Source organism: Serratia sarumanii (assembly GCF_029962605.1).
In the GTDB taxonomy this organism is placed as follows: domain Bacteria; phylum Pseudomonadota; class Gammaproteobacteria; order Enterobacterales; family Enterobacteriaceae; genus Serratia; species Serratia sarumanii.
In genome coordinates this window covers 469274-484603 of the sequence record NZ_CP124750.1, presented here as the reverse complement: position 1 = coordinate 484603, position 15330 = coordinate 469274, and the positions used below count along the sequence as shown (strand labels likewise).

Sequence of the window (15330 nt, the reverse complement as noted above, 5' to 3'; positions counted from 1 at the left end):
GAATGGAAAAGACAAACAGTCAGCTCGACACCGCATACGACCCAAAGCAGATCGAACAGAAGCTGTACGATCACTGGGAGAATCAGGGTTACTTCAAGCCGAACGGCGACACCAGCCAGGATAGCTTCTGCATCATGATCCCGCCGCCGAACGTCACCGGCAGCCTGCACATGGGCCACGCGTTCCAGCAGACCATCATGGATACCATGATTCGCTATCAGCGCATGCAGGGTAAAAATACCCTGTGGCAGGCGGGCACCGACCACGCCGGCATCGCCACCCAGATGGTGGTGGAGCGCAAGATCGCCGCGGAAGAAGGCAAAACCCGCCACGACTACGGCCGTGACGCGTTTATCGACAAGATCTGGCAGTGGAAGGCAGAGTCCGGCGGCACCATCACCCGCCAGATGCGCCGTCTGGGCAACTCCGTGGACTGGGAGCGCGAGCGCTTCACCATGGACGAAGGCCTGTCGAACGCGGTGCGCGAAGTGTTTGTCCGTCTGCACAAAGAAGATCTGATCTACCGCGGCAAGCGCCTGGTGAACTGGGATCCGAAGCTGCGCACCGCCATCTCCGATCTGGAAGTGGAAAACCGCGAATCCAAAGGTTCCATGTGGCACCTGCGCTACCCGCTGGCCGACGGCGCGAAAACCGCCGAGGGCAAAGACTACCTGGTGGTCGCCACCACCCGTCCGGAAACCGTGCTGGGCGATACCGGCGTGGCGGTCAACCCGGAAGATCCGCGCTATAAAGACCTGATCGGCAAAGAGATCATTCTGCCGCTGGTCGGCCGCCGCATCCGCATCGTCGGCGACGAACACGCCGATATGGAAAAAGGCACCGGCTGCGTGAAGATTACCCCGGCGCACGATTTCAACGACTACGAAGTCGGCAAACGCCACGGCCTGCCGATGATCAACATTCTGACCTTCGACGGCGACATCCGTCAGGAAGCGGAAGTGTTCAACACCCTGGGCGAAGTCTGCACCGACTACTGCAACGAAATCCCGGCCGAGTTCCGCGGCCTGGAGCGCTTCGCGGCGCGTAAAGCGGTGGTTGCCGCCTTCGATCAGTTAGGCCTGCTGGACGAGATCAAACCGCACGACCTGACGGTGCCTTACGGCGACCGCGGCGGCGTGGTGATCGAGCCGATGCTGACCGACCAATGGTACGTGCGCACCGCGCCGCTGGCCAAAGTGGCGGTGGAAGCGGTCGAACAGGGCGAAATCCAGTTCGTGCCGAAGCAGTACGAAAACATGTACTTCAGCTGGATGCGCGACATTCAGGACTGGTGCATCTCGCGCCAGCTGTGGTGGGGCCACCGCATCCCGGCCTGGTATGACGTGAACGGCAAAGTCTACGTGGGCCGCAGCGAAGAAGAAGTGCGCAGCGAGAACAACCTGGGCGCCGATGTGGTGCTGACCCAGGACGAAGACGTGCTGGACACCTGGTTCTCGTCCGGCCTGTGGACCTTCTCTACCCTGGGCTGGCCGGAGCAGACCGAGGCGCTGAAAACCTTCCACCCGACCAGCGTGATGGTCAGCGGCTTCGACATCATCTTCTTCTGGATCGCGCGCATGATCATGCTGACCATGCACTTCATCAAGGATGAAAACGGCAAGCCGCAGGTGCCGTTCAAGACCGTCTACATGACCGGTCTTATCCGCGACGACGAAGGCCAGAAGATGTCCAAGTCAAAAGGCAACGTGATCGATCCGCTGGACATGGTCGACGGCATCTCGCTGGAAGATCTGCTGGAAAAACGCACCGGCAACATGATGCAGCCGCAGCTGGCGGAGAAAATCCGCAAGCGCACCGAGAAGCAGTTCCCGAACGGCATCGAGCCGCACGGCACCGACGCCCTGCGCTTCACCCTGGCGGCGCTGGCCTCGACCGGCCGCGACATCAACTGGGACATGAAGCGCCTGGAAGGCTACCGCAACTTCTGTAACAAGCTGTGGAACGCCAGCCGCTTCGTGCTGATGAACACCGAAGCGCACGACTGCGGCTTCAACGGCGGCGAGAAAGTGCTGTCGCTGGCGGATCGCTGGATCCTGGCCGAATTCAACCGCACGGTGAAAGCCTACCGCGAAGCGCTGGATACCTACCGCTTCGATCTGGCGGCCAACATCCTGTACGAATTCACCTGGAACCAGTTCTGCGACTGGTATCTGGAGCTGACCAAGCCGGTGGTGAGCAACGGCAGCGAAGCGGAACAGCGCGGCACCCGCCACACGCTGATCACCGTGCTGGAAGCGCTGCTGCGCCTGGCGCACCCGATCATTCCGTTCATCACCGAAACCATCTGGCAGCGCGTGAAGCCGCTGACCGGCACGACCGCAGACACCATCATGCTGCAGCCGTTCCCGGCCTACGACGCCGCGCTGGAAGACGAGCAGGCGCTGAACGATCTGGAGTGGATCAAGCAAACCATCATCGCCGTGCGCAACATCCGCGCCGAGATGAACATCGCGCCAAGCAAAGCGCTCGACGTGCTGCTGCGCAACTGCAGCGCCGACGCCCAGCGCCGCGTGCAGGAGAACCAAAGCTTTATCGCCCGTCTGGCGCGCCTGGGATCCATCGCGCTGCTGCCGGCCGGTGAGAAAGGCCCGGTCTCCGTCACCAAGCTGGTGGACGGCGCCGAGCTGCTGATCCCGATGGCCGGTTTCATCGACAAAGACGCCGAGATCGCGCGTCTGGCGAAAGAGATGGGCAAACTGGATGCGGAAATCGCTTCGATCGAAGGCAAGCTGGCGAACGAAGGCTTCGTGGCGCGCGCGCCGGAAGCGGTGGTCGCCAAAGAGCGCGATCGTCTGGCGGCCTGCAAAGAAGGCAAAGTGAAGCTGCAGGAACAGCAGGCGACCATCGCCGCGCTGTAATCCACCGGCTCACGCCAACGCCTGAAAAACAGCGGGGTCTTCCCCGCTGTTTTTTTATCGCCGTTGCATCCGGGCCGGGTTAGATGTTATTACAAGATATTACTGCTGCAGGGACGCCGCCGGGAAATAACCCCCGGCGCGTTTCGTGCTGCGATAAAAACGAAAAACGAACGTGGTCTCTTTCAATGGCGAGTGTAAACATGACAACAGCAACCCCGGCGCGCCTGCTGGTGCGCTCCATCACGGCGGAAGACAATACCGCCATTGCTCACGTCATTCGCGAAGTCTCCGCCGAGCACGGCCTGACGGCGGATAAAGGCTATACCGTCTCCGATCCCAATCTGGACGCCCTGTATCAGCTCTACAGCCTGCCGCGCAGCGCTTACTGGGTGATCGAGGTGGACGGCCAGGTCGCCGGCGGCGGCGGCATCGCGCCGCTGCAGGGCGGCGCAGACGATATTTGCGAATTGCAGAAGATGTATTTCCTGCCGGTGTTGCGCGGCAAGGGATTGGCGAAACGCCTGGCGCTGCAGGCGCTGGATTTCGCCCGCCAGCACGGCTTCCGCTGTTGTTACCTCGAGACCACCGCCAGCCTGACGCAGGCCGTTGCGCTGTACGAACACCTGGGCTTCGAACACATCGACCACGCGATGGGCGCTACCGGCCACGTCGATTGCGAAGTCACCATGCTGAAAACGCTGTAATCGCCCCCGCCTCTCTATCATGGCGCAGCTTGCTGCGCCATTTTATTAATATCGCAATCAATCAGTAAAATTCGCTATAACGCCGTTTTTCAAGCAGATAAACTGACGTTAAAAACCACGATGTAAATTTAATGTGAAGTTCGTTAATAAATTAACGATCGCAAATTGACCGCTTTTTCCCCCGCGTTACTCTGCCAGTATCCCAATCGCGCACGGAGAGCTGTCATGTCGGAAAATACCTTTGATTACATCATCGTCGGCGCCGGTTCCGCCGGCTGCGTGCTGGCGGCGCAGCTGATCCGCCGCACCCCGGCGCGGGTGCTGCTGCTGGAAGCCGGCGGCGACGACAATAACCTGTTCATCAAGATGCCGGCCGGGGTGGCCAAGATCATCGCCAAAAAGAGCTGGCCCTACGAGACAGAGCCGGAACCGCACGCCAACAACCGCCGCATGCAGATCGCACAGGGCAAGGTGCTGGGCGGCAGCAGCTCGGTCAACGGCATGATCTACCTGCGCGGCCAGCCGCAGGACTACGACGACTGGGCCGAACGCTACGGCTGCACCGGCTGGAGCTACCGCGAGGTGCTGCCCTACTTCAAACGCGCCGAGGCCAATGAAAGCCTGTCGGACGACTACCACGGCGCCGACGGGCTGCTGCCGGTCAGCGAAAACCGCTACCGCCACCCGCTCAGCATGGCGTTTATCCGCGCCGGCCAGGAGCTGAACCTGCCCTACCGCAACGACTTCAACGGCGACAGCCAGCACGGGGTCGGTTTCTACCAAACCACCACCCACAACGGCGAACGCGCCAGCACTGCCCGCACCTACCTGAAGGCGGTGCGCGACGAACGGCGGCTGGTGGTGAAACTGAACGCCCTGGCGCACCGGCTGACCTTCGAGGGCAACGTCGCCACCGGCGTGGTCTACAGCCAGAACGGCGGCGCGGAAGTCACCGCGCGCGCCACCAAAGAGGTGATCGTCAGCGCCGGCGCGGTCGGTTCGCCGAAGCTGCTGATGCTGTCCGGCATCGGCCCGCGCGACCACCTGCAACAGCTGGGCATTGAGGTGCGGGCGGATCTGCCGGTGGGCAAAAACTTCCACGACCACCTGCACATGTCGATCAACGTCAGCACCCGCGAGCCGATCAGCCTGTTCGGCGCCGATCGCGGCCTGCAGGCGCTGAGCCACGGCGCGCAGTGGCTGGCGTTTCGCAGCGGCGTGCTCTCATCCAACGTGCTGGAAGGCGCCGCCTTCACCGACAGCCAGGGCGACGGCCGGCCGGACGTGCAGATCCACTTCCTGCCGCTGCTGGACAGCTGGGACGACGTGCCCGGCGAGCCGCTGCCGAACATTCACGGCTTCACGCTCAAGGTCGGCTACCTGCAGCCGAAGGCGCGCGGCGAAGTGCTGCTGCGCAGCAGCAACCCGCGCGATCCGGTCAAGCTGCACGCCAACTACCTCGGCCACCCGGACGATCTGGCCGGCAGCGTGCGCGCGGTGAAGTTCGGCCTGGATTTCCTGCAAACCGCGGCGCTGAAGCCGCTGATCAAAAATCTGCTGATGCCGCAGCCGGAGTGGACGCGCGACGAAGCGCAGCTGGAAGAGTTCGTACGCAACTTCTGCAAGACGGTGTATCACCCGGTGGGCAGCTGCCGCATGGGGCCGTCGCCCCAGGACGCGGTGACCGATCCGCAGCTGCGGGTGCACGGATTTGAGCAGCTGCGGGTGATCGACTGCTCGGTGATGCCGCAGCTCACCAGCGGCAACACCAATGCACCGACCATCATGCTGGCGGAAAAGGCGGTGGATCTGTTGCTGGGCGCGCCGCAGTAAGGGCGCGCCTCAACGTCAGGCGGCGGCGGGCACGCCGCTGTGAAAGCGCAGTTCGCTGTCCGGCGACAGGATCAGCTCAGCCTCGAGGCGGCCGAAATGCGCCACCCGTTCGCTGATGTCACCGCCGGCGATCTGCTCGGCCAGCGTCAGGTAGTCCTGATAGTGGCGCGCTTCGGATCGCAGCAGCGAGACGTAAAAGCGGTTCAGCTCGTCGTCCAGGTGCGGCGCCAGTTTGGCGAAGCGTTCGCAGGATCGCGCTTCGATGTAGGCGCCGCAGATCAGTTTGTCGATCAGCGTCGCCGGATCGTGGGTGCGGATCTCGCGGATCATGCCCTTGGCGTAGCGGCTGGCGGTGATCTTGCGATACGGGATCCCACGCGCCTGCATGATCTCCAGCACCTGCGAGAAGTGATGCAACTCTTCCTTGATCAACAGCACCATGCGATCCGCCAGATCCTGGCCGTAGGCCGAGCCGTTTTTCGGCAGGATCTTGCGGGTGAACTGGCCCTGACGAAACAGCGTGTCCGGCGCGCCCTGCGCTTCGTGCAGAAACGCCTCGTAAGGGCGCAGCAGCGCCAACAGCGCGTCACCGCTCTCTTTGTCCGCCACGTAACGGCGGATCAGCCACATGCCGGTCTGCGCGGCTTTCAGCTCGCACACCAGGTGGTCGGTCAGCAACAGCTGCAGGTTTTCCGGACGGCGCGCGGCGTCGATCCAGGCGTCGGGGGTTTCACAGTGCAGGAAGCTTAAAATCGGGGCTAACAGGGATTGGTATGTCATGGCGTTTATCAGGGGCCGGCGAGAACCGGCCCAAGTGAATAAGCGGGGTTAATCAGTGGCGTTTGCCGTCGTCGTCTTCGTCGATGTAGTCGCCGTCTTCGTCATCCTCACCGTCTTCACCGTTCGGATCTTCGAAGTAGGTGCCCCAGCCGTCGTAGTTGACGCCGCAGCGTTCCGCCAGCGCCACCAGCTGCTCGACCTGGGCGTCGATCAGCTCGGCGTTCAGGCCGACTTCGCTGATCACGTCGCAGCACATCACCATCGAACCGTCTTCCACTTCCAGCTCTTCGGCGTCGGTCACTTCGTAGCCCAGCTTGAAGGCCTCAACGGCGGCCTGCTCCAGAACCTCAAATTTCTCGGCGGACAGATGGTGCTCGATGGTGTAGAGCGCGTCCGGATCGCTGCCGTCTTCCAGCAGTTCTTCGATGATCAGGCGGGTCTCTTCACGTTGTTCTTCCAGCAATTCGCGGTTTGCCATGCCTATATCCTCAAGTCAAATGGCCTTCATTCCTTCTATTTTCACACACCGCCGACGTTGCTTCCACGATAAACGTGAAAGATTTCCTCGCCGGGGTTGAATTTGAATATTCATACATATAAAGTGAATTTTAATTCAATTAAGCAATCAGGGAATCGGACTATGAGCACCGGCAATGCGTTCTACCAACGTCACTTTCTGAGGTTAATGGATTTCACCCCCGCCGAGCTGCAGGCGCTGCTGAAACTGGCGGCCGATCTGAAGCAGGCCAAGAAGCAGGGGCAGGAACAGCGCCGGCTGCAGGGCAAAAACATTGCGCTCATCTTCGAAAAAGACTCGACCCGCACGCGATGCTCTTTCGAAGTTGCCGCATTCGATCAGGGCGCGCAGGTCACTTACCTCGGCCCGAGCGGCAGCCAGATCGGCCATAAGGAGTCGATGAAAGACACCGCCCGGGTGCTGGGCCGCCTGTACGACGGTATTCAGTATCGCGGCTACGGCCAGGCGCTGGTGGAAACCCTGGCGCAGCACGCCGGCGTGCCAGTGTGGAACGGCCTAACCGACGAGTTTCACCCTACCCAATTGCTGGCGGACCTGCTCACCGTGCAGGAACACCTGCCGGGCAAGGCGCTGAGTGAAGTGAAGCTGGCGTACGTCGGCGACGCGCGCAACAACATGGGCAACACGCTGCTGGAAGCCGCCGCGCTGGCGGGCATGGATCTGCGGCTGGTGGCGCCGAAGGCCTGCTGGCCACAGCCGGAGCTGGTGGCCGAATGCCAGGCGCTGGCGCAGCAAACCGGCGCGAAACTCACCCTGACCGAAGACATCGCCGAAGGGGTGCAAGACGCCGACTTCCTCTACACCGACGTGTGGGTGTCGATGGGTGAACCGAAAGAGACCTGGCAGGAGCGTATCGCGCTGCTGCGGCCGTATCAGGTCAACATGGCGATGCTGAAGCTGACCGGCAACCCGAACGTGAAGTTTCTGCACTGCCTGCCGGCGTTCCACGACGATCAAACCACGCTCGGCAAGCAGATGGCGCAGCAGTACGATCTGCACGGCGGCATGGAAGTGACCGACGAAGTGTTCGAGTCGGCGCACAGCGTGGTGTTCGATCAGGCGGAAAACCGGCTGCACACCATCAAGGCGGTGCTGGTCGCCACCCTGAGCGAAACCCTCTGACCGCCCTCCCCTCCGCCCTGGCGCCCCCGGCCAGGGCGGCTAATATATTCCAGGAATATCAAATAGCGGATTGACCTTTGCTCACCGCCGGCAAAGGCTCTACCGTGACAGGCCGACGGCGCCCGCGCCGTAAAAACCAACGATAACAAACCGTTCTCAGCGTCGCCCTGCGGCGCCTTCAGGGGATACACACCGATGAAAGCCAAACTCTTGCCGCTGTTCCTGCTCACCGCCCTGCCCGCCGCCGCGTTAGCCGCCACGCCGCCGAATACGCTGGTGGTGGTGCAATCGCTGGATGACATCGTCAGCCTCGATCCGGCGGAAGCCAACGAACTCTCCAGCATCCAGACGGTGCCCAGCCTGTATCAGCGGCTGGTGCAGGCGGATCGCGACGATCCGGCCAAGGTAGCGCCGGTGCTGGCGGAAAGCTGGCAGAGCGATGCGGCGGCCAAAACGCTGACGGTGAAACTGCGGCCGCAGGCGGCGTTCGCCTCCGGCAACCCGCTGACCGCCGACGACGTGATCTTTTCCTACAGCCGCGCGGTCAAGATGAACAAGTCGCCGGCGTTCATCCTCAACGTGCTCGGCTGGCAGCCGGACAACATCGACGCGCAGCTGAAGAAGATCGACGAACATACGGTGCAGCTGCGCTGGACGGCGGACGTCAGCCCGGCGGTGGCGCTGAATATTCTTTCGACGCCGATCGCCTCGATCGTCGACAGCAAGGCGGCGCTGGCCAACGTCAAAGACGGCGACTTCGGCAACGCCTGGCTGAAAATGCACTCCGCCGGCAGCGGCCCGTTCAAGATGCGCGTCTATCAGCCGCATCAGGCGATCGTGCTGGACGCCAACCCCACCACGCCGGGCGACAAGCCGCAGCTGAAAAACATCATCATTAAAAACGTGCCGGATCCGGCCACCCGCCGCCTGCTGATCCAGCAGGGCGACGCCGATATCGCCCGCGAACTGGGCGCCGATCAGACCGACACGCTGAAAAACCAACCGGGCGTCAAGGTGCTGGAGATCCCGTCCGCCGAACAAAACTACCTGGTGTTCAACACCGGCAACGGCGCCAATCCGCTGCTGAACAACCCGGCCTTCTGGGAAGCGGCGCGCTATCTGGTGGATTATCAGGGCATCACGAAGGATCTGCTGAAGGGCCAATACTTCGTGCACCAGAGCTTCCTGCCGGTCGGGCTGCCGGGCGCGCTGGAGACCAACCCGTTCAGCTACGATCCGGCCAAGGCGAAAGCCATCCTGGCCAAGGCAGGCATCACCCACGCCACCTTTACGCTGGACGTAGAGAACAAACCGCCGTTCATCACCATCGCGCAGGCTCTGCAGGGCAGCTTCGCCGCCGCTGGCGTGAAGGTCGAGCTGCTGCCGGCTGCGGGCAGCCAGGTTTACTCCCGCGTGCGCGCCAGGCAGCATCAGGCGGCGATCCGCCTGTGGATCCCGGATTACTTCGACGCCCACTCCAACGCCAGCGCCTTCGCCTACAACGACGGCAAAAGCAGCACGGTGGCCGGGCTGAACGGCTGGCAGATCCCGCAGTTGAACCAGCAGACTCTGGCGGCGCTGGCCGAAGCCGATCCGGCCAAGCGCCGCGCGCTGTATACCGCCATGCAGCAGGAACTGCAGCGCAGTTCGCCGTACGTGTTTATCGATCAGGCCAAAACCGAAGTGGTGCTGCGCGACAACGTCAAAGGCTACCAGCAGGGGCTGAACGCCGACATGGTCTACTACGATCGCGTCAGCAAATAGCCGGCGGGCGGCCATCGCCGGCCAATCGATTGCGGGGCGGCAAAAAACGGCGTTTTAACGCTTGCAGTGGCGAAAAGCGCGAGTATAATGCGCCACAATTTGCCAGGAGAAAGCATGAAAAACGACGTTTGTTTTGTTAGCCGCAATCGACAAAACCGACTGCCTATCGGCGGCCAGCTGCCGTTGTTTCTCCTGTTGCTAAACCGATCGTTTCAAGCCCCTCATTGAGGGGCTTTTTTTTGCCTTGAGAATATCCCAAAGTCCCGCGCCACGGGCACGCGTCGAGGAGGAGTGAAAAATGGCCAACCCGCTGTATCACAAACACATCATCTCTATTAACGATCTCAGCCGCGAGGATCTGGAGCTGGTGCTGCGCACCGCCGCCGGTCTGAAAGCCAACCCGCAGCCGGAACTGTTGAAACACAAGGTGATCGCCAGCTGCTTCTTCGAAGCCTCGACCCGTACCCGCCTGTCGTTCGAGACCTCGATGCACCGCCTCGGCGCCTCGGTAGTCGGTTTCGCCGACGGCAGCAACACCTCGCTCGGCAAGAAAGGCGAAACCCTGGCCGACACCATCTCGGTGATCAGCACCTACGTGGACGCCATCGTGATGCGCCACCCGCAGGAAGGCGCGGCGCGCATGGCCTCGGAGTTCTCCGGCAACGTGCCGGTGCTCAACGCCGGCGACGGCGCCAACCAGCACCCGACCCAGACCCTGCTGGATCTGTTCACCATCCAGGAAACCCAGGGTCGCCTGAGCAACCTCAGCATCGCCATGGTCGGCGACCTGAAGTACGGCCGCACCGTGCACTCGCTCACCCAGGCGCTGGCCAAGTTCGAAGGCAACCGTTTCTACTTCATCGCCCCGGACGCGCTGGCGATGCCGGCCTACATCCTGAAAATGCTGGAAGAGAAAGGCATCGAGTACAGCCTGCACAGCAGCATTGAAGAAGTGGTGCCGGAACTGGATATTCTCTACATGACCCGGGTACAGAAAGAGCGCCTCGATCCTTCCGAGTACGCCAACGTGAAAGCGCAGTTCGTGCTGCGCGCCGCGGATCTGGCCGGCGCGCGCGCCAACCTCAAGGTGCTGCACCCGCTGCCGCGCATCGACGAGATCGCCACCGACGTGGATAAAACGCCGCATGCCTACTACTTCCAGCAGGCGGGCAACGGCATCTTCGCCCGCCAGGCGCTGCTGGCGCTGGTGCTTAACGCAGATTTGGCTCTTTAAGGGGGAACCGCCATGACTCACGACAACAAACTGCAGGTCGAAGCGATCAAATGCGGCACGGTGATCGACCACATTCCGGCGCAGATCGGTTTCAAACTGCTGACGCTGTTCAAACTGACCGCCACCGACCAGCGCATCACCATTGGCCTGAACTTGCCCTCCAACGCGCTGGGCCGCAAGGATCTGATCAAGATCGAGAACACCTTCCTGACCGAGCAGCAGGCCAACCAGCTGGCGATGTACGCGCCGAAGGCCACGGTAAACCGCATCGATAACTACGAAGTGGTGCGCAAGCTGACCCTCAGCCTGCCTGACCACATCGACGGGGTGCTGACCTGCCCGAACAGCAACTGCATCAGCCGCAGCGAGCCGGTGGCGTCGAGCTTCAGCGTGAAGCCGCGCGACGGCGAAGTGCACCTGAAGTGCCGCTATTGCGAGAAAGAGTTCGAGCATCAGGTGGTGTTGCAGGCCGACTGAATTCTGCCCTTTTAGCGGGAGCGGCGCTGTTAATCTGCGCGTCACTCCCTATAATGGGTGCCTGAAAATAACTCTACCCACGTTGCTACCCACCGAATTTCAAGCTGCGGCCGACCGCGCAGCGGCGTGAAAGACAACGGGTCTATCAGGAGAAAACATGTCACGTAATATCAGCACTGAACTCGCCCCGGCAGCCATTGGTCCTTACGTGCAGGGCGTTGATCTGGGCAGCATGATCATCACTTCCGGCCAGATCCCGGTCGATCCGAAAACCGGCGCCGTCGCCGACGACGTGGCCGCTCAGGCGCGCCAGTCGCTGGAAAACGTCAAAGCGATCGTCGAAGCCGCCGGCCTGATCGTTGCCGACATCGTGAAAACCACCGTGTTCGTGAAAGATCTGAACGACTTCGCCACCGTCAACGCCGCGTACGAAGCCTTCTTCACCGAGCACAGCGCGCCGTTCCCGGCCCGCTCCTGCGTGGAAGTGGCGCGTCTGCCGAAAGACGTGAAGATCGAAATCGAAGCCATCGCCGTGCGTCGTTAATCGACGGTCACGCGCATCACGGCCAGTGCAGACTGGCCGTTTTTATTTCTGCTCTGCCCCGACAGCCTGCCGTCCCTGCGCCTTTAGCGCTCACCGCCGCCGCCTTTTCGCCCTATATTAAGGCGTCGTCACGCCAAACCTGCACCGCGAACGGGCGTTTTTCGCCGCGGCAGCCTCGCTCTGCGCCATTTTCGCCCGTTATCGCCTTGGCACGTTTTATGCTCGATTGATTGACAGCCTGCAATGTCGACGAGGTGACGATGCTGAATATCAATCTTTCCGCTTCACCGTTTTTTGATGAGATGCTTCTGGCTGAGGGAAAACACCGTGGCCACTACGACGCCTACTGGCAATGGCTGCAGCAGGCCGATCACCAGGCCGTGCAACGCAAGCGGGAAGAGGCTGCGCTGCTGTTTCACCGGGTGGGCATCACCTTCAACGTCTACGGCGACGATGACGGCGCTGAGCGGTTGATCCCGTTCGACAGCGTGCCGCGCATTATTCCGGCCGTCGAATGGGCGATGCTCGATCGCGGCATTCGCCAGCGCGTACAGGCGCTCAATGCCTTCCTGCATGACATTTACCACCAGCAGCATATTCTGAAGGCCGGCCTCATTCCGGCGGAGCAGGTGCTGGCCAACGATCAGTATCAACCCTGTATGCAAGGCGTTGATCTGCATCGCGATATCTATGCGCATATCGTCGGCGTGGACATGGTCCGCAACAGCGACGGCCAATACTACGTGCTGGAAGATAACTTGCGCACCCCGTCCGGCGTCTCTTACATGCTGGAAAACCGCAAAATGATGATGCGTCTCTATCCGGAACTGTTCGCCCGGCAACGCATCGCGCCGGTGGAGCGCTACCCGTCGCACCTGCTGCAAACGCTGCGCGAAAGCTCGCCCATCAACGATCCCACCGTGGTGGTGCTGACGCCGGGCCGCTTCAACAGCGCCTATTTTGAGCACAGTTTCCTGGCGCAGCAGATGGGGGTGGAGCTGGTCGAAAGCGCCGATCTGTTCGTCAAGGACGGCGCGGTCTTCATGCGCACCACCGCCGGGCCGTGCAAAGTGGACGTGATCTATCGTCGGGTGGACGACGCCTTCCTCGATCCGCTGGCGTTTCGGCCGGACTCGATGCTCGGCGTACCGGGGCTGCTGTCGGTGTATCGCGCCGGCAATGTGGTGCTGGCCAACGCCATCGGCACCGGCGTGGCCGACGACAAATCGATCTACCCCTACGTGCCGGATATGGTGCGCTTCTACCTGCAAGAGGAACCGATCCTCAACAACGTGCCAACCTGGCAGTGCCGACATAAAAACGAACTGTCGTATGTGCTGGCCAACCTCGAACAGATGGTCGTGAAAGAGGTGCACGGCGCCGGCGGCTACGGCATGTTGATCGGCCCCACGGCGAGCAAGGACGAGCTCGCCCGCTTCCGCGCTCTGCTGCTGTCTCGCCCGCAGAATTACATTGCGCAAAACACGCTGGCGCTGTCCACCTGCCCGACCTTCGTCAACGATGGTCTGGCGCCGCGGCATATCGATCTGCGGCCGTTCGCCCTCAGCGGCGCGGAGATCCGCCTGGTGCCCGGCGGCCTGACCCGGGTGGCGTTGGCGGAAGGTTCGCTGGTGGTGAACTCGTCGCAGGGCGGCGGCACCAAGGACACCTGGGTATTGGAGGACGACCTATGCTGAGCCGCACCGCCAGTGAACTCTATTGGATGGCCCGCTATCTGGAGCGGGCGGAAAGCATCGCCCGGGTGCTGGACGTCACCAACAAGCTGTCGATGATGCCGATCCGCGACGGCGGCGATCAGGATCTGCAGGTGCCGCTCAACCTGACCGGCACCGGCCAGCTGTATGCCGCCGCCTACCCGGAATTGACGATGCCCAATCTGGTCAGTTTCTTCGCGCTCGACAACCGTAACCACAGCAGCATCTTCAGCTGCCTGCAAATGGGCTGGAACAACGCCCACGCGGTGCGCGGCAGCCTGTCATCCGAAGTCTGGGAGTGCATCAACGCCACCTGGATAGAGATGAAACTGATCCGCCGCCAGGGCATCGGCTCGGTGGGCGCCGATGCCTTCTTCGACTGGGTGAAGGAGCGCGCCCATCTGTTTCGCGGCGCCATGTTCGGCACGCTGCTGCGCAGCGACGCCATGCGCTTTATCCGTCTCGGCACCCTGCTGGAGCGGGCCGACGGCACCGCCCGTCTGCTGGAGGTGAAGAACACGCTGATGGACATCGACGGCGACCCGGTGCGCGAATATTACCGCATGGACACGCTGCTGCGGGCGGTGAGCGCGCGCGAAGCCTACCACAGCATCTACAAGCAGCCGTTGAGCCGCGAGACCATCGCCGAACTGATGATTCTGCGCAATGAAATCCCGCGTTCACTGCTGGCCTGCGTCGGCGACATGGTGCAGCAATTGGAACTGATCGGCGGCGGCGCCAACCAACCGCGACGTCTGGCGCACACCCTGCATGCCGAGCTGCGCTTCAGCAGCATGAAGGACCTGAACAAGATCGGCCTGGGCGAGTGGTTGAGCGCCTTTCTCGGCCAGGTGAACGGCATCGCCGAAAGCATCCATCACACTTATCTGGAGGCGCAATGAAACTGAATATTGAGCACAACACCCATTATCGCTACGCCCAGCCGGTGCAGCGCAGCACCCAATATCTGCGGTTGACGCCGCAGGATTCGCCCCATCAGCGCATCCTCTCCTGGCAACTGTCGTTGCCGGATGACGCGGTGCGCACCACCGACGCCTTCGGCAACGTACTGCACGTGCTGACGCTTGATGAACCGCATCAGGCCATCACCATTCGGGTGCTCGGGGAAGTGGAGATTGAAGACGGCGTCGAAGATCGGGCGCTCGGGCATCTGTCGCCGCTGGTATTTCTGCGCCATAGCCCGCTGACTCAACCCGATGACGCCATTCAGGCCTTCGCCCTGCGTTATCATCAACCGCAGGCGGTGCTGAGCGGCCTGGAACATCTGATGGGCGAACTGCTGCTGAAAATGCCTTACAGCCCTGGCTCCACGCGCGTGACCGACAGCGCCGCCGAGGCTTTCGCCGCCGGCAGCGGCGTGTGTCAGGATCATACGCATGTCTTCCTGAGCTGCTGCCGCAGCCTGAACATCCCGGCGCGCTACGTCAGCGGCTACCTGTACAGCGAAGACTCGACCCATGTCGCCACCCATGCTTGGGCGGAAGTGTGGGTGGAGGAACGCTGGCACAGCTTCGACGTGACCAACAATACGCGCATGCCGAATCAGCACCTTAAGCTGGCGGTCGGCATCGATTATCTGGACGCCTGCCCGGTGCGCGGCATGCGATTGGGCGGCGGCTGCGAAGACATGAGCGCCATCGCCGCCGTACAAATGATGCCAACCGGCCAGTAGCCGCTTGCCGATGGAAAATGTTTCGGGCACGCTGCGCGTTGGCGGCG

General features: G+C 61.9%; 13 protein-coding genes. 11 read left to right on the top strand and 2 right to left on the bottom strand.

Annotation, left to right across the window (positions count from 1 at the left end):
• The first annotated feature begins 2 nt into the window (after positions 1-2).
• From SSARUM_RS02235 to SSARUM_RS02225, 3 genes are all read left to right on the top strand, one after another.
• On the top strand, positions 3-2879 hold the full coding sequence (locus tag SSARUM_RS02235; protein ID WP_060430760.1) for a valine--tRNA ligase: 2877 nt from the start codon (positions 3-5) through the stop codon (positions 2877-2879).
• A gap of 200 nt (positions 2880-3079) precedes the next feature.
• Positions 3080-3583, top strand: coding sequence for a GNAT family N-acetyltransferase (locus SSARUM_RS02230; protein ID WP_060430758.1), 504 nt, complete (start codon positions 3080-3082; stop codon positions 3581-3583).
• A gap of 225 nt (positions 3584-3808) precedes the next feature.
• Complete coding sequence (locus SSARUM_RS02225; protein ID WP_060430756.1) at positions 3809-5416, top strand: GMC family oxidoreductase; 1608 nt, start codon at positions 3809-3811, stop codon at positions 5414-5416.
• Positions 5417-5431: 15 nt separating this feature from the next.
• Here SSARUM_RS02225 and miaE read toward each other — a convergent pair whose 3' ends face one another.
• Together miaE and rraB are read right to left on the bottom strand one after the other, a co-directional pair.
• Complete coding sequence (miaE, locus tag SSARUM_RS02220; RefSeq protein ID WP_015376459.1) at positions 5432-6196, bottom strand: tRNA isopentenyl-2-thiomethyl-A-37 hydroxylase MiaE; 765 nt, start codon at positions 6194-6196, stop codon at positions 5432-5434.
• 52 nt (positions 6197-6248) lie between these two features.
• Positions 6249-6674, bottom strand: coding sequence for a ribonuclease E inhibitor RraB (gene rraB, locus SSARUM_RS02215; protein WP_025305115.1), 426 nt, complete (start codon positions 6672-6674; stop codon positions 6249-6251).
• A 162-nt stretch (positions 6675-6836) separates the two neighbouring features.
• On the opposite strand from rraB, the gene argF reads away from it, so the two are divergent.
• The 8 genes from argF to SSARUM_RS02175 all read left to right on the top strand — a co-directional run bounded on the left by argF (position 6837) and on the right by SSARUM_RS02175 (position 15283).
• The gene (gene argF, locus SSARUM_RS02210; RefSeq protein WP_060423000.1) at positions 6837-7856 is read left to right on the top strand and encodes an ornithine carbamoyltransferase; all 1020 of its coding nucleotides are present in this window, start codon (positions 6837-6839) and stop codon (positions 7854-7856) included.
• 195 nt (positions 7857-8051) lie between these two features.
• Positions 8052-9620: an ABC transporter substrate-binding protein gene (locus SSARUM_RS02205; RefSeq protein ID WP_039567698.1), complete on the top strand. Its 1569-nt coding sequence runs from the start codon at positions 8052-8054 to the stop codon at positions 9618-9620.
• Positions 9621-9918: 298 nt separating this feature from the next.
• Complete coding sequence (gene pyrB / locus SSARUM_RS02200; RefSeq protein ID WP_049204480.1) at positions 9919-10854, top strand: aspartate carbamoyltransferase; 936 nt, start codon at positions 9919-9921, stop codon at positions 10852-10854.
• 12 nt (positions 10855-10866) lie between these two features.
• Entirely contained in the window at positions 10867-11331 is a 465-nt protein-coding gene (pyrI, locus tag SSARUM_RS02195) for an aspartate carbamoyltransferase regulatory subunit (protein WP_033636863.1), read from the top strand.
• Between the two features lie 157 nt (positions 11332-11488).
• Positions 11489-11875 (top strand): 2-iminobutanoate/2-iminopropanoate deaminase, encoded by a 387-nt coding sequence (gene ridA / locus SSARUM_RS02190; RefSeq protein WP_004933379.1) that lies wholly within the window; start codon positions 11489-11491, stop codon positions 11873-11875.
• 260 nt (positions 11876-12135) lie between these two features.
• The gene (locus tag SSARUM_RS02185; protein WP_033636861.1) at positions 12136-13572 is read left to right on the top strand and encodes a circularly permuted type 2 ATP-grasp protein; all 1437 of its coding nucleotides are present in this window, start codon (positions 12136-12138) and stop codon (positions 13570-13572) included.
• A complete protein-coding gene (locus SSARUM_RS02180) occupies positions 13566-14492 on the top strand; it encodes an alpha-E domain-containing protein (protein WP_004933382.1) in 927 nt (308 codons plus the stop codon). Before SSARUM_RS02185 ends, SSARUM_RS02180 begins: the two co-directional genes overlap by 7 nt.
• The gene (locus SSARUM_RS02175; protein ID WP_004933384.1) at positions 14489-15283 is read left to right on the top strand and encodes a transglutaminase family protein; all 795 of its coding nucleotides are present in this window, start codon (positions 14489-14491) and stop codon (positions 15281-15283) included. Before SSARUM_RS02180 ends, SSARUM_RS02175 begins: the two co-directional genes overlap by 4 nt.
• Positions 15284-15330: the final 47 nt, after the last annotated feature.